This is a genomic window from Hydrogenophaga sp., assembly GCF_014773545.1.
Taxonomy (GTDB): Bacteria; Pseudomonadota; Gammaproteobacteria; order Burkholderiales; family Burkholderiaceae_C; genus Hydrogenophaga.
Map to the genome: position 1 here is coordinate 13,797 of NZ_SDDV01000012.1, position 17,324 is coordinate 31,120.

The window sequence follows — 17,324 nt, forward strand, 5'->3', positions numbered from 1 at the left end:
TCCTCGCGGGCGCCGCATCGGCGAACACTGAGCCACTGATCCGGCCCTTTGAATGTTGGAAGCTGCATCGGGGGCCGGGTCAGCAGACGCGGCTTGCGCAGCGATCAAGCCTTGCCCTGCGCCGCCACGGCGGCAGCGGCGCGCTCGGCTGCCTCGGCGTCACCCAGGTAGTAGCGCCGGATCGCGCGCAGGTCTTGATCGAGCTCGTAGACCAGCGGGATGCCGTTCGGGATGTTCAGGCCAACGATGTCGGCGTCGGACATGCCGTCCAGGTATTTGACCAGGGCACGGATGCTGTTGCCGTGTGCGGCCACCAGCACCCGCTGGCCGGCACCGATCGCCGGTGCCAGGCTGTCGCTCCAGAATGGCAGCACGCGCGCGACCGTGTCTTTGAGGCATTCGGTCAGCGGCACCTGCGCCGGATCGAGCTGCTGGTAGCGGCGATCGCTGCGTTCGCAGCGCGGGTCGCCGGGTTCGAGCGCGGGCGGCGGGGTGTCATAGCTGCGGCGCCAGATCAGAATCTGCTGATCCCCATACTGGCGCGCCAGATCGGCCTTGCTCAAACCCTGCAAGGCACCGTAATGGCGTTCATTGAGGCGCCAACTGTGCTGCACCGCCAGCCAGGTACGATCCATCTCGTCGAGTACGTGCCAGAGCGTGCGTGTGGCGCGCTTGAGCACGCTGGTGCAGGCCAGATCAAAGTCGTAGCCCTCGGCCTGAAGCAGGCGCCCGGCGTTTTTCGCCTGCTCAACGCCGGCTGGCGTGAGGTCTACGTCGGTCCAGCCGGTGAAACGGTTCTCCAGATTCCAAGTTGATTCGCCGTGCCGAATCAGGACCAGTTTGTACATGATTGCTTTCTGTCGGTTCAGGAAAGACGCACAGCGGGCCCGCCGGTGCAACCCGGGCATTCTAAAATCCCCAACTTAACTGAAAGGCGCCACCGTGGATTTTTTTCTTGAAAACTGGATTTTGATTTCGATCGCGGTGTTTGCCGCTGCCATGCTGCTGTGGCCAGCGCTGGTTCCCGGTGCGCGCGGCAACGCACTCAGTCCAGAGCAGGCGGTGCAGTGGATGAACCGCGAAAAAGCGCTGGTGATCGACGTCTGCAGCGCAGAAGAATTTGCCGCCGGCCACATTCTGGGCGCCAAGAACCTGCCGCTGGAGAGCTTGTCGGCCAAATTGCCCGGAACGGTGAAAAACAAAAGCGCCCCCTTGTTGCTGACGTGCGCATCGGGTGTGCGCTCTGGCCGAGCACTGGCCGAGGCGAAAAAACTCGGCTACGAGAACCTGCGCTCGCTGGCCGGTGGCATGCGCGCCTGGCGCAGCGCCAATTTGCCGGTCGAGAAAAAAACCTGAGCACGCCGGACGTGGCCATGAGCAAAGTTATCCTCTACACCAGCGCTTATTGTCCCTATTGCAGCCGCGCCAAGACCTTGCTGGAAAATCGTGGCGTGCGCGACATCGACGAGCGCTGCGTCGACGGCCGGCCTGAGTTGCGCGCCCAGATGACGCAATTGACCGGACGCACCAGCGTACCGCAGATTTTCATCGGCCAGACCCACGTCGGCGGTTGCGACGACTTGCACGCCCTGGACGCCGGCGGCGGGCTCGGGCCGCTGCTGCGGGCCTGATGCCTGCGCTGCGTCACGGCGGGCTGACATAATCGCCCCCGGCAAGCGCTGCCAGCACGCCAGCCCGGCGGGCTTGACTGATCCCCTTCGCAGCCCCTTTTCACACCTCGCACCATGGCCGATACTCCAAACCCCGTGTTTCAGATTCAGCGCGTCTACCTGAAGGAAGCCTCGCTCGAACAACCCAACTCACCGGCCATCTTGCTCGCGCAAGAGCAGCCGACGGTGGACATCCAGCTCGGCGTCGAGTCCGGCGTGGTGGCTGAGGGCATTTACGAGGTCTGCGTCACCGCCACCGTGACGACCAAGGTCAAGGACAAAACGGTATTTCTGGTCGAATCCCGACAGGCCGGCATTTTCGAGATTCGCCACCTGCCACAAGAGCAAATGGGCCAGGTGCTGGGCATTGCCTGCGCGCAAATCGTCTACCCCTATTTGCGCAGCAACGTCGCTGACCTGATCCAGCGCGGCGGCTTTCCTCCGGTGCACATGGCCGAGATCAACTTCCAGGCCATGTACGAGCAACAAATGGCACAGGCCGCGCAAGACGCGCAAGACGCACCACGCATCCTCACGTCGTAAGGCCGAACGCGCGGCAGCGGCAGCAGCCACGCTCTGGCGGCCCGGCAGTCCGCTGTCCCGCGGGCTGCTGATAGACGTGTGAACCCCCTCCCATGATCCGCATCGCTGAACTCAAGCTGGCGCTGACCGAAGTCCCGTGCGAACAGCGCCGCGCCGCTGATGCCGGTGCCGAAACGAAAGCAGACCGCGCGCCGCCACCGCACCCGCTGGCAGCCCTGCAGCGGCTGGCGGCGCAAGCCCTGGGCATTGACCCGGCAGCGATTGCAGACCTGCACGTATTCAAGCGCAGCTTTGATGCGCGCAAGGCCGAGTTGTACGCGGTCTACACGGTTGACCTGACGCTAACTGACCCGGCGGCAGCACCCGCGCTGCTGGCGCGGCACGCCGCAGCGGCGCAGATTCAAGCCACGCCCGACATGCGCTGGCAGCCACCCGGTCACGCGCTGGCCGACTGGCCGCGCAGCGAGGACGAGCGCCCGCTGGTGGTGGGACTGGGGCCCTGCGGCTTGTTGGCGGCGCTGACGCTGGCGCAAATGGGCTTGCGCCCGATCGTGCTCGAACGCGGCAAGCCGGTACGCGAGCGCACCCAGGACACCTGGGGGCTGTGGCGCAAACACGAGCTCAACCCACACAGCAACGTGCAATTCGGCGAAGGCGGCGCCGGCTTGTTCTCCGACGGCAAGCTCTACAGCCAGATCAAAGACCCGCGCTATCTGGGCCGTCAGGTGATGCGCGAATTTGTCGCTGCGGGTGCGCCGCCGGAAATTCTGAGTATGGCGCACCCGCACATCGGCACCTTCAAGCTGGTTCGGGTGGTGGAGGCGATGCGCAAGAAAATCATGGCTCTGGGCGGTGAAATTCGCTTTCAGCACCAGGTCTGCGGTCTGCTGCTCAGGCCTGCTGCGAACGGCCAGCGCCTGCGCGGTCTGTTGGTGCGCCGGCAGGGCGACGGCCAGACCCTCACGCTGCCTGCGCAGCGCGTGGTGCTGGCGCTGGGCCACAGCGCGCGCGACACCTTCACCGTGCTGCACGACGCGGGTGTCGCGCTACAGGCCAAGCCGTTTTCGGTTGGCTTTCGGATCGAACACCCCCAACACCTGATCGACCGTGCGCGCTGGGGCCGCCACGCCGGTCACCCGCTGCTGGGTGCAGCCGACTACAAACTGGTGCACCACGCCCGCAACGGCCGCAGCGTCTACAGCTTTTGCATGTGCCCCGGCGGCACGGTGGTAGCCGCCACTTCAGAGCCCGGGCGCGTGGTCACCAACGGCATGAGCCAGTATTCGCGCAACGAACGCAACGCCAACGCCGCACTGGTGGTCGGTATAGAGCCGAGCGATTTTCCCGGCGGCCAAGACAGCGAACTGGCGCTGTGGACGGCGGCGTTTGGCGCCAGCGACGGCGCACGCTACGCCGCACAGGCGCAGGCTCTGGCAGACCAGGGCCAGACCCACGCGCTGGCCGGCATCGTGCTGCAGCGCGCGCTGGAAGCGCGCGCCTTCGACCTGGGCGGCGGCCATTTCAATGCCCCGGCACAACGGGTGGGCGACTTTCTGGCGCAGCGGCCCAGCGTGGCGCTGGGTGCGGTACAGCCCTCGTACCAACCCGGCGTCACACTGGTCGATCTGAACAGCGCCCTGCCCGCGTACGCCACGGCGGCGCTGCGTGAAGCAATTGTGGTCTTTGGCCGCAAGATCAAGGGCTACGACATGGCCGACGCCGTGCTCACCGGCGTCGAGACGCGCACCTCGTCGCCGCTGCGCATTGCGCGCGGCGACGACTTGCAAAGCATCAACACGCGCGGCCTATACCCGGCTGGCGAGGGTGCGGGCTATGCGGGTGGCATTTTGTCGGCCGGGATCGACGGCATCAAAGTGGCCGAGGCGCTGGCGCGCGAGCTGCTGGGCCTGCCAGCGGACGCACGCACGGCGCCGCCGCCGCAGGGGTCAGAACCGCCTTGAAGAAGGCGTTGTCGCGCCTCAGACGCCCTCGACGACCAAAGCCCGACAGGCGCCTAGCCGCTGATGAGCTGTTGCAATTCGCCCGACTCGTACATCTGCGTCATGATGTCGGAGCCGCCGATGAATTCGCCGCGCACGTAGAGCTGCGGAACGGTCGGCCAGTTGCTGTATTCCTTGATGCCTTGACGTATGCCTTCGTCTTCCAGCACGTTGATCGCTTTGACCGCCTTGGGGTCGACGCCGCAGGCTTTGAGCACTTGCAGTGCACGACCGGAAAAACCGCACATGGGGAAGCTGACGCTGCCCTTCATGAACAGCACGATGTCGTTGGATTTGACCAGTTGGTCGATTTGCGTTTGGGTGTCGCTCATGGCGGGTTGACTTTCTCCAATGGGGGACTCAAGACGACGCCATCGCGTCGCGTGGCGGCCGATTATCACGCTTGTGGCCACTGCCCGCCGCTGCAGCGTTCAATTCCCGCGAGATCGCAACGGCTGCTGGGCAGCGCAAATCCGGCCGTCCGCAGCAGAGCGCGCACCGCTGCGGCCTGGTCATGGCCGTGTTCGAGCAGCAGCCAGCCGCCCGGGCGCAGCGCCAGCGGTGCGGCGGTGATGATGGCGCGCAGCTCATCCAGCCCGTCGGGGCCGGCGCACAGGGCGCCAAGCGGTTCGTGGCGCAGCGCCGGCAGGTGCGGGTCGCCCTCGGCAATGTAGGGCGGGTTGCTGACGATCAGGTCAAAGTCTGCACCGGAGCCAAAGGGCAGCAGCCAATGGCCTTGATGAAATTCGACCGCCAGACCCAGGCGTTGCGCGTTGGCGCGCGCCAGCGCCAGCGCCTGTGCGCTGGCGTCGCTGGCGCGCACGCGCGCAGCGGGCCGTTGCGACTTGATCGCCAGCGCAATCGCACCGCTGCCGGTGCCCAGGTCCAGCACCTGTGGCGCTGACTGGGCCTGCGCGTCCAGCCGCTCGATCGCCCATTGCACCAGGGTTTCGGTCTCGGGCCGCGGCACCAGCACGCGCGCGTCCACCCGCAGCGGCAGGCCGAAGAATTCTTTTTCGCCGCTGAGGTAAGCCAGCGGCTCACCCTGCAAGCGCCGTTGCAGCAAGAGCGCCCAGCGTGCCGCCGCGTCTTCTGTCAGAACCTGTTCGTCGTGTGCGCACAGCCAGGCGCGCTGCTCGGGCCTGCGCCCCAGCGCCAGCAACAGCAGGCACTGAGCGTCGAGCCGCTCGAGCCCCAGTTGCCGGGCCTGCTGCAAGGCCTGACGCAAATTCGGACTTGGGCTCATAGGCTGTTGCGCTGCTCCAGCTCGGCCAGCAACTCGGCGCCGCGCGCGACCTGCAAGGCGTGAATCACTTCGTCCAGATCGCCCTCCATCACCGTCAGCAGCTTGTAGAGCGAGAGGTTGATGCGGTGGTCGCTCAAGCGGCCCTGCGCAAAGTTGTAGGTGCGAATGCGGTCGCTGCGCGCGCCGCTGCCGATCAGGCCCTTGCGGGTGGCGGCCTCCTTGGCGGCGCGCTCGCTGCGGTCTTTTTCCTGCAGGCGCGCACACAGCACCTGCAGCGCGCGTGCTTTGTTGCTGTGCTGGCTGCGCCCGTCCTGGCATTCAGCCGTGAGGCCAGTCGGCAAATGGGTCACGCGCACCGCCGAATCGGTCTTGTTGATGTGCTGGCCGCCCGCGCCGCTGGCGCGGAAGGTGTCTATGCGCAGCTCGGCCGGGTTGAGCTGCACCGCCAGCGCCTCGTCCGGCTCGGGCAGCACCGCCACCGTGGCCGCACTGGTGTGGGTGCGACCCTGGGTTTCGGTGGCGGGCACGCGCTGCACCCGGTGGCCGCCGGACTCCAGGCGCAGCTTGCCGTAAACGCCAGCGCGACCGCCGATGCGCAGCACCAGCTCTTTGTAACCCCCCACCTCGCCCACCGATGCGCTCACCATTTCGACCTGCCAACCCTGGCGCTCGGCGTAGCGGCTGTACATGCGCGCCAGATCGCCGGCGAACAGGGCCGACTCGTCGCCGCCGGTGCCGGCACGGATTTCCACGAAGGCGTTGCGCTCGTCGTCCGGGTCTTTGGGCAGCAGCAGTTGTTGCAGTTCGGCATCGAGCTGTGCCAGTTCGGCATCGGCGCTGCTGATTTCTTGCGCAGCCAACTCAGCCATGTCCGGGTCTTTGAGCAGAGCTTCGGCGGCTGCGCGGTCGGCCTCGCGCTGCAAGTAGCGGTTGAACACATCAACCATGCCAGCAGCGTCGGCGTGTTCGCGGCTCAGGGCGCGAAAGCGCTCCATCTGCTCGACCACGTCGGGCGCAGCCAGCAAAGCGTCGAGCTCGTGCAGACGCGCGCGTTGGCGCAACAAGGCGTGGCGGACAAAGGGTTTCATGGGGGGAACGCCGGGTGGTTGATCGAAACAGGAATGCAGGCAGCGCCGGCCCAGCGATGGCGGCCCGCATGGGCCAAGGTCAGTCGGGCCAGGATTTGTCGCGCAAAAACAGCTTGGAGACAGTTTGCGCAGTGGCGGCACGGGTGCTGCTGTCGCCGGCGTGCAGCTCGGCCAGGGCGCCGTGCAGCATTTTCTGCGTCAGGCCGCGTGCGAGAGTTTGCAGCACGGCTTCCACCGGCTCGCCGCGCGCCAGCAGGCGACGCGCGCGCGCCAGCTCCGTGTCGCGCCAGTGGTCGGCCTGGGCGTTGATCTGTCGAATCAGCGGCACCACGCCGTGCGCTGGGTCACGCTGGTCTAGCCAGTGCATGAAGCTGAGTACCCCGGCGTCAACAATCGCCTCGGCCTGCGCCACCGCCGCCTGCCGGTTGTCTTTGCCGCTTTGCACCACATGGGCCAGGTCGTCGACGGTGTAGAGATAAACGTCGCGCAAGCCCTTGACTTCGAGCTCGATGTCGCGCGGCACCGCCAGATCAACCATGAACAAGGGGCGCTGGCGGCGTTTTTTCAGCGCCCGCTCGACGGCACCCAGCCCGATGATGGGCAAGGTGCTGGCGGTGCAACTGATGACGACGTCGAATTCGTGCAGGTGATCGGGCACGTCGGCCAGCCGCATCACCTCGGCGCCAAAGCGGCTGGCGAGTTTTTCGCCGCGCTCCAGGGTGCGGTTGGCAACCACCATGGCCTTGGGCGTCTTGGCGGCAAAGTGCGTGGCGGCGAGTTCTATCATCTCGCCCGCGCCGACAAACAGCACCCGAACCTCATGCAAATCTTCGAACAACTGACCCGCCAGCCGCACCGCGGCCGCTGTCATGCTGATCGAGTGGGCGCCGATTTCGGTTGAACTGCGCACCCGCTTGGCCACCGCGAACGAGCGCTGAAACAACTGGTTCAGCGTGCAGCCCAGGGCGCCGGCGGCACCGGCGGCGCGCACCGCGTCTTTCATCTGACCCAGAATCTGCGGCTCGCCCAGCACCATGCTGTCGAGGCCGCTGGCGACGCGAAAAGCGTGGCGCGCGGCCTGGTCTTCACGCAACACGTAGGCGTGCGCGCGCAGCACCTGGCTGCTGACGCCGCCGGCCTGGGCCAACCACTCCAGCGTGGGCTCCACCGCGGCCTGGTCGCCCGCGCCGTAGAACTCGGTGCGGTTGCAGGTGCAGAGCAGCGTGGCTTCTGGCTGACGCGCCAGACTCTGGCGGTAGCCGCGCAGCGTGGGCTGAATTTGATCGAGCGCGAAGGCAAAACGGCCCCGCAGATCGAGCGGAGCCGTATGGTGGTTGATGCCGAGCGCCCAGACAGACATGAGCCGATTATAAAATCCCGCCGCGCTGGCAGCGCTCTTGAGTCAACGCATCTTCCTTTTTTTATCCTCCTGCGCCCATGACCTTGCTCGCCCTGCTCTGGCACCTGCTCGCCTTCATCGCCCCGGCACTGGTGCTGGCGGCCGGTTTGTGGCTGGCGCCACGCCTGCGCCGCAACGCGCGCCCGGCGCGCTGCAGCGCGCACGCCGAAGCCTTGACGCTGGCGGGCGCGGGTGTGCTGGTCTTGCTGGCCGGCCTGATTTTCTTTGGCCGCGACGGCAAAATGGCCACCTACACCGCACTGGTGCTGGTGCAGGGCACGCTGGCTTGGTGGCTGCGCGGCAACTGAAAGACGGCGCATCCGAACTGCCATCGGCCGCGTCTATGATGGTCACGAGATTGCTTGCCTGCCATGAAGACCTTACGCACCATGAAAATCCACCAGCCAAGTCAGTGGCATGCGTTGACGCAGGACGATGTGCTGCGACAACTGGCCGCCGATCCGTCGCAAGGACTGGATCAGACCGAGTGGGCGCGCCGCCGGGCGCTCTATGGCGCCAATGCCCTGCCGGTGCGCCGGGGCCAAGGCCCGTTTGTGCGGTTTTTGCTGCAATTCAACCAGGCGCTGGTCTACATCCTGCTTGCGGCGGTGCTGGTCAAGCTCTTCGTGGGCGCCTGGGTCGACGCTGCCGTCATTTTCGGCGTCGTGTTTCTCAACTCCGTGATTGGTTTTGTGCAGGAAACCAAGGCGCTGGTGGCGCTCGATGCGCTGACGCGCGCGCTGACCACCGAGGCCACCGTGCTGCGCGGCGGCCAGAGGCAGCGCATCGACGCGCGCGAGCTGGTGCCGGGCGACATCGTGCTGCTGGCCTCGGGCGACAAGGTGCCGGCCGATCTGCGGCTGCTGCACGCGCGCAATCTGCGCATCGAAGAAGCGGCGCTGACCGGCGAGTCGCTGCCGGTGGACAAACGCGGCGGCCCAGTAGCGGCTGATGCGGCGCTGGCCGAGCGCGTCAACATGGCTTATTCCAGCACCCTGGTGATCTATGGCGGCGGCAGTGGCGTGGTCACCGCCACCGGCGAGCACACCGAGATCGGCCGCATCTCCGAGCTGATCGCCAGCACCGAGCTGCTGGCCACGCCGCTGACGCGCCAGATCGCCGGTTTCAGCCGGCTGCTGCTGATCGCCATCCTGGGCCTGGCGGCGCTCACCTTTCTGGTCGGCCTGTGGCACGGTCAGGCGTGGATCGACCTGTTCCTGGCGGCGGTGGCGCTGTCGGTGGCGATGATCCCCGAAGGGCTGCCGGTGGTGCTGACGATCACGCTGGCCATTGGCGTGGCGCGCATGGCCCAGCGCCACGCCATCATCCGCCGCCTGCCGGCGGTGGAGACGCTGGGCAGCACCACCGTCATCTGCTCCGACAAAACCGGCACGCTGACGCGCAACGAAATGACGGTGCAGGCGCTGACGGCCGGCGGCGAAGTATTCGAGCTCGACGGCGTCGGCTACGCGCCCCAGGGCGCTTTTCGCCACGCTGGGCTGGTGGTTGATGCGGCGCAGCACCCGGCCCTGCTTGAGCTGCTGCGCGCCGGCCTGCTGTGCAACGACGCGCTGCTGCGGCACGGCGACGAGGGCTGGAAGATCGACGGCGACCCGACCGAGGGCGCGCTGCTGGTGGCGGCGCGCAAGGCCGGGCTGGACGAGGCCACCGAGCACGCCGCTCAGCCACGGCGCGACGCCATCGCCTTCGAATCACAGCACCAGTACATGGCCACCCTGCACGGCGGTGCGCGGCCGCTGGCCTACCTGAAAGGCGCGGTCGAGAGCGTGCTGGCGCGCTGCAGCAGCGCGCTCGGACCCGATGGCGAGACGGCGCCGCTGGACGCCGCCGCCGTTCACGCCCAGGTCGAGACCATGGCGCGCGCGGGCTTGCGCGTGCTGGCCTTTGCCCGGCTCGATACGCCGCCCGCGAGCAGCCAGTTCGACCACCCGGACGTGGCGCAACGCCTAAGCTTCCTCGGCCTGCAGGGCATGATCGATCCGCCGCGCGAAGAAGCGGTGCGCGCCGTCGCCGCCTGCCACAGCGCCGGCATCCGGGTCAAGATGATCACCGGCGACCACGCCGTGACTGCAGCCGCCATCGCCGCGCAGATCGGCCTGGACGGCCGGGTAGCGGCGGGTGCGCTGCCCGAGGTGCTGAGCGGGCGCGAACTGGAGGCGCTGGACGACGCCGCACTGCGCGAGGCCGCCCAGCGCAGCACGGTGTTTGCGCGCGTCACGCCCGAGCAAAAGCTGCGCCTGGTCCAAGCCCTGCAGGCGCGCGGCGAGGTGGTGGCCATGACCGGCGACGGCGTCAACGACGCGCCGGCGCTGCGCCGCGCCGACATCGGCGTGGCCATGGGCATCACCGGCACCGAAGTGGCCAAGGAAGCCGCCGACATGGTGCTGACCGACGACAACTTCGCCAGCATCGAAGCGGCGGTGGAAGAAGGCCGCGGCGTGTTCGACAACCTGGTCAAGTTCATCACCTGGATCTTGCCGACCAACGCCGGCCAGGGCCTGGTGATCATCGCCGCCGTGATGGCCGCACAGCCCTTGCCGGTGCTGCCGGTGCAGGCGCTGTGGATCAACATGACCACCGCCGTGCTGCTTGGTCTGGCGCTGTGCTTTGAGCCGCGCGAGGCCGACATCATGCAGCGCGCCCCGCGCGTGCCCGGCAGCCCCATCCTCACCGGCGAGCTGATTTTTCGCATCGGGCTGGTCGGCCTGATGCTGCTGGCCGGCAGTTGGAGTCTGTTCGAGTGGGCGCTGGCGCGCGGCCTGAGTATCGAGGAAGCGCGCACGATCGCGGTCGGCGTGTTCGCGGTCGGGCAGTCGTTTTATCTGCTGAACTGCCGTTCGCTGAAGCACTCGATGTTTCGCCTCGGCCTGTTCAGCAACCCCTGGATCTGGGCTGGCATTGCCGCCATGATGGCCACGCAACTGGCCTTCACCTACCTGCCGTTCATGAACCGCTTGTTCCACAGCGCGCCGATCGCGGCGGCCGAATGGTTGCCGATCGTGGCGGTCGGGCTGGCGATTTATGGCGTGATTGGTTTTGAGAAAATGCTGCGCCGAAACGCAAGCTAACCTGGTGTTGTCAAGTTCCGCCTGTTTTTCGCACGACTACCCCCTTGACAGACGTTCGCCATGACCCGCTGGCCTACCTGTAAGCTGGCCCTGTGCGCCGCCCTCGCCTTGCTGGGCGCTGCGGCGGCCAGCGCGCAGCCGCAGCGCCTGCGCACCGAAGTGGTGGCCAGCGGCCTGCAGCACCCCTGGGCGCTGGCCTTCATCGGCGGCGGCCAGATGCTGGTGACCGAACGCGCCGGCCGGCTGCGGCTGGTGGGTGCCGACGGCCGGATCGGCGCACCGATTGCCGGGCTGCCCGCCATCGACAGCGGTGGCCAGGGCGGCCTGCTCGACCTCATCACCGACCGCGACTTCGCCCGCAACCGCACGCTGTACTTCTGCTACGCCGAACCCGCTGCTGACGGCGCGGGCAACTCCACCGCTCTGGCCAGCGCGCGCCTGTCGGCCGACGCCCGTCGGCTGGAAAACGTGCGCGTGCTGTTTAGCCAGCAGCCCAAAGTTCGCAGCCGACTGCATTTTGGCTGCCGCATCGTGCAAGACACCGACGCAGCGCTGTTTCTAGCCCTGGGCGAACGCTTCGAGCGCATGGCCGACGCGCAGACGCTGGACAACCACCACGGCAAGGTGGTGCGGCTGCGCCCAGACGGCAGCGTGCCGGCAGACAACCCGTTCGTCAACCGCGCCGGTGCGCTGGCGCATATCTGGAGCCTGGGGCACCGCAACCCGCAGGGCGCAAGCCTGGGCCCGGACGGGCGGCTGTGGATCAGCGAGCACGGCCCGCAAGGCGGCGACGAAATCAACCGGCCCCAAGCCGGTAAAAACTACGGCTGGCCGCTCATCACGCACGGCACCCACTACGGCGGCGCACCCGTCGGCGAAGGCCGCAGCGCAATGCCGGGGCTGGAGTCGCCGCTGCACCACTGGACGCCGTCGATCGCGCCGTCTGGTCTGGCCTTCGTCAGCAGCGCGCTCTACGGCCCGGCCTGGCAGGGCAGCTTGCTGCTGGGCTCGCTCAGAAACCGCTACCTGGTGCGGCTTGAGCTCGATGGCACGCGCGTGCGGCGGGAAGAAAAACTGCTCACCGACCTGGGCCAGCGCGTGCGCGACGTGCGCCAAGGCCCGGACGGCTTCATTTACCTGCTGACCGACGAGCGCAACGGCCAGTTGCTGCGCCTGCACCCACAGTAAGCGCGGGCACGCCAGAGGCGCCGCCGCTCACGGGTGCAAAAAAGCGTCGCGCCCGCTCACCCGGGCGACGATGCGCAGGTCTTGGCCCACCCGCTCGACCGATTGGTAGCTCAGCGCCACGCCGTCTTGCAGCACCGCCAGCGGACCGATGTTGGACAAGCCGGCGCCCTGGCCCAGCAGTTTCGGCGCCTGGTACAGCAGCAACTCGTCAACCAGACCGGCGCGCAACAAGGAGCCGTTGAGCTGGTGCCCGGCCTCGACGTGCAACTCGTTGACCTCGCGCCGCCCCAGGTCGCGCAGCAGGGCCGCCAGATCGACCTTGTGTGGCGTGTCTGCGGCTTGGCCGGGCAGGTGAATCAGGGTCGCCCCGCGGGCTTGCAGCGCAGCCTGCCGCGCTGCGTGCGGGAGGGCGAAATAAATGAAGATTTTTCGCTGCCCACCCTGTGCCGGCGCTTGCCACAGCCGCGCATCCAGCGGCGTTTGCAGCCGGCTGTCAACCAGCACCAGATGCGGCTGGCGCGGCGTGGGCGCCAGCCGCACGTCGAGCATGGGGTCGTCTTGCAGCACAGTGCCTATGCCGGTGAGCAGCGCGCAGGCGCGCGCGCGCCAGGCGTGGCCGTCGGCGCGCGCCGACGCATCGGTGATCCACTGGCTGGCGCCGTTGGGCAGCGCCGTCACGCCGTCGAGCGAGGCCGCCACCTTCATGCGCACCCAGGGCGTCTGGCGGATCATGCGGCTAAAAAAGCCGATATTGAGTTCGCGCGCAGCCCGCGCGGCCTCGCTGTTGGGGTGCAACAGCTCGACCTCGACGCCGGCCGCGCGCAAGCGCTGCAAGCCGCGCCCGGCCACCTGCGGGTTCGGGTCTTGCACCGCCACCAGCACCCGGCCCACGCCGGCAGCGATCAGCGCGTCGCAGCACGGCGGCGTGCGGCCGTGGTGCGAACAGGGTTCGAGCGTGACCCAGACCGCAGCACCGCGCAGATCGGCACCGGCGGCCTGCGCCGCGCGCAGCGCCACCACTTCAGCGTGCGCGCCGCCGGCGGCCTGGGTGTGGCCATCGAAAATGCGGCCGCAACGGGTGCGGATGCGGCACGCCACCCTGGGGTTGGGCTGCGACAGCCGCAGCGACGCGGCCGCCCGCTCGACCAGGTTCAGCCAATGTGCCGCGTCGGCAGCTTCGGTGTCATCAGGAGTCATGCGTGAACAGAAGTCGAAGAAAAACCCGCCGCCCGTCCGGGGCCAGCAGCCATCGGTCAAACCGCCGCCCCCAGCAAGCCGACCTTCCCATACTATAGGCACGAACATGAAAACCAAAGAAAGCAACTCTTTCTTGCCCGAGGTCGGCTGACGTTCATCATGAAGCATCATTCGGGTGTCACGCTGGTCGAGCTGCTGGTCGTCCTGGCGGTATTTGCCGTTCTGCTCGGCTTTGGCGTGCCCAGTTTTCGCGCCACCATAGAAACCAACCGGATCGCCACCGTCAGCAACGACTTGGTGGCTGCGCTGCATTTTGCGCGCAGCGAAGCGGTGCGCCGGGGCGAAGACGTGACGCTGTGCTCCAGCAACGACCAGAGCAGTTGTTCCGGGGCCTGGGTCGACGGCTGGGTGGTCAGGAATGCCGCCAACCCGATCCGGGTCTGGCCCGCCCCCCGCGCGGGGGTGGCGATTGCGGTCGGCGGGCCGGTGGTGTTCAACCCGCTGGGCGGCGCGGCAGACGCCCGCTGTTTCAATCTCAGCCTGGGCGCGCTGGTGCGCAGCGTGGCGGTCGGCGCCGCCGGCCGGGTCGCCAGCGCAGCGGCGGTCTGCCCCTGAACGGTCGAGGCACAGCACATGGCAAGCCGCTTGCACCCAATCGCGCTGGCGCGCCCGCAGGCCGGCGTCAGCCTGATCGAGGTGTTGGTCTCGATTGTGCTGCTCTCGTTTGGCATCGTCGGTCTGGCGGGCCTGCAGTTGCACGGCAGCAGGTTCAACCACAGCGCCTACCTGAGCTCGCAGGCCACCAACCTGGCGCACGACATCGCTGACCGCATGCGCGCCAACCTGGCCGCCGCCAACCTGCCGGCCGCGGGTCTGCCGGCGTCGGCCTACGTCACCGGGTTTGCCGACGTCTTCGATCCGGCACACGGCCCGGCTTGCAACGCCGTGCTGGGCGCAGCCAGTGCGGCGCGCGATGTCAACCAGTGGAAGAGCTGCCTGGAGCTGGCGCTGCCGCTCGGGCAGGGGCGCGTGAGCGAACTCAACCCCGGCCTGAACTACACCGACGCCTGCGGCGTGACCCATGCCGCGCACAACCACCCGGCCGGCTTGTTCGTGATCGAAATCACCTGGAGCAGGCTCAGAATTCAGAACGAGGACGATCTGGCACGCAACCCGAACCGGCTCGAGTGCGTGGTGCTGCGAACCGAAGTGGGGCCGACGTGAAACCCATGCCTGCCCTGGCGCGCCAGCGCGGCCTGTCGCTGATCGAGCTGATGATCAGCATCACCTTGGGCCTGCTCGTCATCTTGGCCGTGACCTACGTGTTTGCCGCCAGCCGCGCCAGTTACCGCCACCAGGAGGCGCTGTCGAACGTGCAGGAATCCGGCCGCATGGCGCTGGAGCTGCTCACGCGCGACATCCGCATGGCCGGCCACCCGGGCTGCGGCAACCTGGCCTTTCTCGATCACCGCACCCCGGCCGAGTTCTCCAACGCCATGGTGCTCAGCGGGGTGGCCAACGCCGCCGCCGTGCCAGACAGCATCAGCTTGACCCGCGGCAGCGCCCACCCGGCCCGGCTGAGCGCTATTGCGGCCGCCAACCAGATCGAACTCGTCGACGCCGCCGTGCTGGGCAACCTGGTGGCGGGGGACCGATTGCTGCTGACCGACTGCGCCTTCACCGAAGTCGTGCAGGTCAGCGCGCGGCTGGGCAACCGGGTCACCACAGTCGCCCCGCTGACGCGCCAGTACGGCCCCGGCTCTTTCGTTATGCGGCTCGAACGCGTGGCCTACAGCGTCGCCGGCAACGAATTGCGCCGCAGCGTCGACGGCGCGCCGGGGCAGGCGGTGGCCGGCAACATCGCCAACATGAAGTTGTTTTACGGCATCGACAGCAGCGGCGACCGCTCGGTCGACAGCTATGTGGCAAACCCGGCAAACTGGGCCGAGGTGGTGGCGGTGCGGATCAACCTCAGCGTCACCGAGCGCGACGTCACGCTGCCGTTTTCGACCACCGTCGCTTTGCGCAACCGTGTGCCCTGAGAGGCTGAAAGTTTTTTGCTCCAATGAAACCCAAGTCCTCGACATCCAAGACCGGCGCCAGCCCCCCGCGTCGGCGCCAGCAGGGCGCGGTGCTGGTGGTCGGCCTGATCATCCTGGTCGTGCTGACGCTGATGGGCGTACAGGCCATGCGCACCAATTTGGTACAAGAACGCATGGCGTCCAATATGCGCGATCGCAATCTGGCCTTCCAGGCCGCCGAAGCGGCGCTGCGCGCGGGCGAAGCCTATGTGCAGGGGCAGGCGGCGGCTGATTTGCCAGACCCGGCCAACTGGGACGGTGCTTATCCCTTACCGCACGGCCGCGTGAAAAATTTCGACGCCGGGGTGGCTAGCGAACCGGTCTTTCATATCGGGAAGCTGCCGGGTGTGGACTCGCCGTCAGAGCTTCACTTGGTCACGGCACGCGGGGTGGGCGGGCAGGCCACCAGCGTGGTGGTCTTGCAGTCGACCTTTGAGCTGCCCGCGACCCAGCCCGATGGCTCGGTCGTACCGGGCAGACGTCAGAACTGGCGGCAACTGCGTTGACGCTCCAGATTTCAGATCAATATGCGAAGGACTGCCATGAGCAAACGATCCGAACGCGGTTTTACCCTGATTGAATTGATGATCGTGGTGGCCGTGATCGGCATTCTGGCCGCCATCGCCTTTCCTTCGTACCAGCAATACGTGCAGCGCGCCCACCGCGCTGACGCGCAGGCCGACCTGCTCGAACTCGCGCAGTGGCTAGAGCGGCGCTACAGCCGACCGATAGACCCGGCCAGCGCCCGGGTCAACCGGTATGCGCTGGCGGACGGCGATCGCACGGCCGACCTGCCGTTCAACCAGACGCCGCGCACCGGTGGCGCGCGCTACAACCTGGGCCTGAACGTCGCTGACGGCGGTCAATCGTTCGTTCTGAGCGCCACCCCGACGCCGGCCCAGGCCGCAGACGCCTGCGGCATCCTCACGATCAACCAGCGCGGCGCGACCACGCCCGCCTTGAACTGCTGGTAGTCGACACGGTGCGCGGCGGGTCGGCTGCGCCGCTTGTCAGCCTACCCCACTTTTGGGATGCGCAGCAAGCCTGCTGCCGCCAGCATGGCCTTGGGCCGTGGCAGGCCTATGGAGGCGCGTGGTGGCAGTCGGCACTCATTCTTCAAGGCGAACGGGCGGCGTGACGCTGGTCGAGCTGTTGCTGGTGCTGGTTGTCGCGGGCATCTTGCTCGGCTTGGCCGCGCCGTCTTTGTCCGCCGCTGTCGATTCGGCGCGGTTGACCGCGCTGACCAACGACATGCTGGCCGAGCTCCTGCTGGCGCGCTCCGAAGCCGTGCGGCGCGGCCACCCGGTGGTCTTGTGCAAGGCCAGCACCGATTCGGTCTGTGCCCGATCCGGGCGCTGGGATCAGGGCTGGTTGATGTTCAAAGACTTCAATCACAACGCCGAGCGCGAAGCCAACGAGCCGGTGCTGCGCCAGCGCGCCGGCGCCCCACCGGGCTGGCGCATCGTCGGCAACCGCCCGGTGGCGCGCTACGTGGCTTACCACCCGCTGGGCGGCACGCAGTTGAGCAGCGGCGCTTTCCAGGCTGGCACACTGACGATCTGCCGCCAAGCGGGATCGGTGCTGCAGGCGCGCCAAATCGTCATCAACAGCTCGGGCCGCCCGCGCGTGCAGCCGGCGCCCCGTCTGCCGGCGGCCTGTGTTTGACGCCGCTCAGGGATGCGGAAATAGCCGATGTACCGTTTTTGGGTGTGCTGGCGGGATGCAGTGCTAGGCGTTCCGAGTGCCGTGTGGCGAGCCACACAAGCGAGGAACAACAACGCAATGCGCCCGTCAGTACAGCCACAAATGGGGATATTGGTTGT

General features: G+C 67.5%; 19 protein-coding genes. 13 read left to right on the forward strand and 6 right to left on the reverse strand.

Going from position 1 to position 17,324, the window contains the following annotated elements; genetic code table 11:
* Positions 1 to 104 precede the first annotated feature (104 nt).
* Positions 105 to 848: a 2,3-diphosphoglycerate-dependent phosphoglycerate mutase gene (gpmA, locus tag EST26_RS08925; RefSeq protein ID WP_291067155.1), complete on the reverse strand. Its 744-nt coding sequence runs from the start codon at positions 846 to 848 to the stop codon at positions 105 to 107.
* 94 nt (positions 849 to 942) lie between these two features.
* Between gpmA and EST26_RS08930 the strand changes: the two genes are divergently transcribed.
* The 4 genes from EST26_RS08930 to EST26_RS08945 all read left to right on the forward strand — a co-directional run bounded on the left by EST26_RS08930 (position 943) and on the right by EST26_RS08945 (position 4,174).
* On the forward strand, positions 943 to 1,356 hold the full coding sequence (locus tag EST26_RS08930) for a rhodanese-like domain-containing protein (RefSeq protein ID WP_291067157.1): 414 nt from the start codon (positions 943 to 945) through the stop codon (positions 1,354 to 1,356).
* A 17-nt stretch (positions 1,357 to 1,373) separates the two neighbouring features.
* Positions 1,374 to 1,631, forward strand: coding sequence for a glutaredoxin 3 (gene grxC, locus EST26_RS08935; RefSeq protein ID WP_291067159.1), 258 nt, complete (start codon positions 1,374 to 1,376; stop codon positions 1,629 to 1,631).
* 114 nt (positions 1,632 to 1,745) lie between these two features.
* Positions 1,746 to 2,213, forward strand: coding sequence for a protein-export chaperone SecB (secB, locus tag EST26_RS08940; RefSeq protein WP_291067161.1), 468 nt, complete (start codon positions 1,746 to 1,748; stop codon positions 2,211 to 2,213).
* A 92-nt stretch (positions 2,214 to 2,305) separates the two neighbouring features.
* The gene (locus EST26_RS08945; protein ID WP_291067163.1) at positions 2,306 to 4,174 is read left to right on the forward strand and encodes an FAD-dependent protein; all 1,869 of its coding nucleotides are present in this window, start codon (positions 2,306 to 2,308) and stop codon (positions 4,172 to 4,174) included.
* 53 nt (positions 4,175 to 4,227) lie between these two features.
* On the opposite strand, the gene grxD is transcribed toward EST26_RS08945, so the two are convergent.
* The 4 genes from grxD to hemA form a co-directional block, all read right to left on the reverse strand.
* Entirely contained in the window at positions 4,228 to 4,545 is a 318-nt protein-coding gene (gene grxD, locus EST26_RS08950) for a Grx4 family monothiol glutaredoxin (protein ID WP_291067164.1), read from the reverse strand.
* Between the two features lie 65 nt (positions 4,546 to 4,610).
* Positions 4,611 to 5,459, reverse strand: a complete 849-nt coding sequence (prmC, locus tag EST26_RS08955) for a peptide chain release factor N(5)-glutamine methyltransferase (RefSeq protein ID WP_291067167.1) — start codon at positions 5,457 to 5,459, stop codon at positions 4,611 to 4,613.
* Complete coding sequence (prfA, locus tag EST26_RS08960) at positions 5,456 to 6,547, reverse strand: peptide chain release factor 1 (protein WP_291067169.1); 1,092 nt, start codon at positions 6,545 to 6,547, stop codon at positions 5,456 to 5,458. The genes prmC and prfA overlap by 4 nt, the downstream gene beginning before the upstream one ends.
* Before the next feature lie 79 nt (positions 6,548 to 6,626).
* Positions 6,627 to 7,907, reverse strand: coding sequence for a glutamyl-tRNA reductase (gene hemA, locus EST26_RS08965; protein ID WP_291067170.1), 1,281 nt, complete (start codon positions 7,905 to 7,907; stop codon positions 6,627 to 6,629).
* 77 nt (positions 7,908 to 7,984) lie between these two features.
* Here hemA and EST26_RS08970 point away from each other — a divergent pair, with 77 nt between their 5' ends.
* From EST26_RS08970 to EST26_RS08980, 3 genes are all read left to right on the forward strand, one after another.
* Positions 7,985 to 8,254, forward strand: a complete 270-nt coding sequence (locus EST26_RS08970; protein ID WP_291067172.1) for a hypothetical protein — start codon at positions 7,985 to 7,987, stop codon at positions 8,252 to 8,254.
* An 81-nt stretch (positions 8,255 to 8,335) separates the two neighbouring features.
* Positions 8,336 to 11,035 (forward strand): cation-transporting P-type ATPase, encoded by a 2,700-nt coding sequence (locus EST26_RS08975; protein WP_291067174.1) that lies wholly within the window; start codon positions 8,336 to 8,338, stop codon positions 11,033 to 11,035.
* A gap of 60 nt (positions 11,036 to 11,095) precedes the next feature.
* Positions 11,096 to 12,223, forward strand: coding sequence for a PQQ-dependent sugar dehydrogenase (locus EST26_RS08980; protein WP_291067176.1), 1,128 nt, complete (start codon positions 11,096 to 11,098; stop codon positions 12,221 to 12,223).
* 27 nt (positions 12,224 to 12,250) lie between these two features.
* On the opposite strand, the gene ribD is transcribed toward EST26_RS08980, so the two are convergent.
* The gene (gene ribD, locus EST26_RS08985) at positions 12,251 to 13,420 is read right to left on the reverse strand and encodes a bifunctional diaminohydroxyphosphoribosylaminopyrimidine deaminase/5-amino-6-(5-phosphoribosylamino)uracil reductase RibD (protein WP_291067178.1); all 1,170 of its coding nucleotides are present in this window, start codon (positions 13,418 to 13,420) and stop codon (positions 12,251 to 12,253) included.
* A 159-nt stretch (positions 13,421 to 13,579) separates the two neighbouring features.
* Here ribD and EST26_RS08990 point away from each other — a divergent pair, with 159 nt between their 5' ends.
* The 6 genes from EST26_RS08990 (at position 13,580) to EST26_RS09015 (ending at position 17,166) form a co-directional block, all read left to right on the forward strand.
* On the forward strand, positions 13,580 to 14,035 hold the full coding sequence (locus EST26_RS08990; RefSeq protein WP_291067179.1) for a GspH/FimT family pseudopilin: 456 nt from the start codon (positions 13,580 to 13,582) through the stop codon (positions 14,033 to 14,035).
* Between the two features lie 18 nt (positions 14,036 to 14,053).
* Positions 14,054 to 14,644, forward strand: coding sequence for a type IV pilus modification protein PilV (gene pilV, locus EST26_RS08995; protein WP_291067181.1), 591 nt, complete (start codon positions 14,054 to 14,056; stop codon positions 14,642 to 14,644).
* Between the two features lie 5 nt (positions 14,645 to 14,649).
* Complete coding sequence (locus EST26_RS09000; protein ID WP_291067244.1) at positions 14,650 to 15,462, forward strand: PilW family protein; 813 nt, start codon at positions 14,650 to 14,652, stop codon at positions 15,460 to 15,462.
* 23 nt (positions 15,463 to 15,485) lie between these two features.
* A complete protein-coding gene (locus tag EST26_RS09005) occupies positions 15,486 to 16,007 on the forward strand; it encodes a PilX N-terminal domain-containing pilus assembly protein (RefSeq protein ID WP_291067183.1) in 522 nt (173 codons plus the stop codon).
* Positions 16,008 to 16,043: 36 nt separating this feature from the next.
* On the forward strand, positions 16,044 to 16,475 hold the full coding sequence (locus EST26_RS09010) for a type IV pilin protein (protein WP_291067184.1): 432 nt from the start codon (positions 16,044 to 16,046) through the stop codon (positions 16,473 to 16,475).
* A gap of 121 nt (positions 16,476 to 16,596) precedes the next feature.
* Positions 16,597 to 17,166: a GspH/FimT family pseudopilin gene (locus tag EST26_RS09015; protein ID WP_291067186.1), complete on the forward strand. Its 570-nt coding sequence runs from the start codon at positions 16,597 to 16,599 to the stop codon at positions 17,164 to 17,166.
* Positions 17,167 to 17,324: the final 158 nt, after the last annotated feature.

Excerpts from the sequence above, each read along its gene's own strand:
- EST26_RS09000 (WP_291067244.1), top strand. The coding sequence starts at position 14,650 with ATGCCTGCCCTGGCGCGCCAGCGCGGCCTGTCGCTGATCGAGCTGATG.
- prfA (WP_291067169.1), bottom strand. The coding sequence starts at position 6,547 with ATGAAACCCTTTGTCCGCCACGCCTTGTTGCGCCAACGCGCGCGTCTG.
- prmC (WP_291067167.1), bottom strand. The coding sequence starts at position 5,459 with ATGAGCCCAAGTCCGAATTTGCGTCAGGCCTTGCAGCAGGCCCGGCAA.
- secB (WP_291067161.1), top strand. The coding sequence starts at position 1,746 with ATGGCCGATACTCCAAACCCCGTGTTTCAGATTCAGCGCGTCTACCTG.
- EST26_RS08970 (WP_291067172.1), top strand. The coding sequence starts at position 7,985 with ATGACCTTGCTCGCCCTGCTCTGGCACCTGCTCGCCTTCATCGCCCCG.
- hemA (WP_291067170.1), bottom strand. The coding sequence starts at position 7,907 with ATGTCTGTCTGGGCGCTCGGCATCAACCACCATACGGCTCCGCTCGAT.
- EST26_RS08975 (WP_291067174.1), top strand. The coding sequence starts at position 8,336 with ATGAAAATCCACCAGCCAAGTCAGTGGCATGCGTTGACGCAGGACGAT.
- EST26_RS08980 (WP_291067176.1), top strand. The coding sequence starts at position 11,096 with ATGACCCGCTGGCCTACCTGTAAGCTGGCCCTGTGCGCCGCCCTCGCC.
- EST26_RS09005 (WP_291067183.1), top strand. The coding sequence starts at position 15,486 with ATGAAACCCAAGTCCTCGACATCCAAGACCGGCGCCAGCCCCCCGCGT.
- EST26_RS08990 (WP_291067179.1), top strand. The coding sequence starts at position 13,580 with ATGAAGCATCATTCGGGTGTCACGCTGGTCGAGCTGCTGGTCGTCCTG.
- grxD (WP_291067164.1), bottom strand. The coding sequence starts at position 4,545 with ATGAGCGACACCCAAACGCAAATCGACCAACTGGTCAAATCCAACGAC.
- gpmA (WP_291067155.1), bottom strand. The coding sequence starts at position 848 with ATGTACAAACTGGTCCTGATTCGGCACGGCGAATCAACTTGGAATCTG.
- grxC (WP_291067159.1), top strand. The coding sequence starts at position 1,374 with ATGAGCAAAGTTATCCTCTACACCAGCGCTTATTGTCCCTATTGCAGC.
- pilV (WP_291067181.1), top strand. The coding sequence starts at position 14,054 with ATGGCAAGCCGCTTGCACCCAATCGCGCTGGCGCGCCCGCAGGCCGGC.
- EST26_RS08945 (WP_291067163.1), top strand. The coding sequence starts at position 2,306 with ATGATCCGCATCGCTGAACTCAAGCTGGCGCTGACCGAAGTCCCGTGC.
- EST26_RS09010 (WP_291067184.1), top strand. The coding sequence starts at position 16,044 with ATGAGCAAACGATCCGAACGCGGTTTTACCCTGATTGAATTGATGATC.
- ribD (WP_291067178.1), bottom strand. The coding sequence starts at position 13,420 with ATGACTCCTGATGACACCGAAGCTGCCGACGCGGCACATTGGCTGAAC.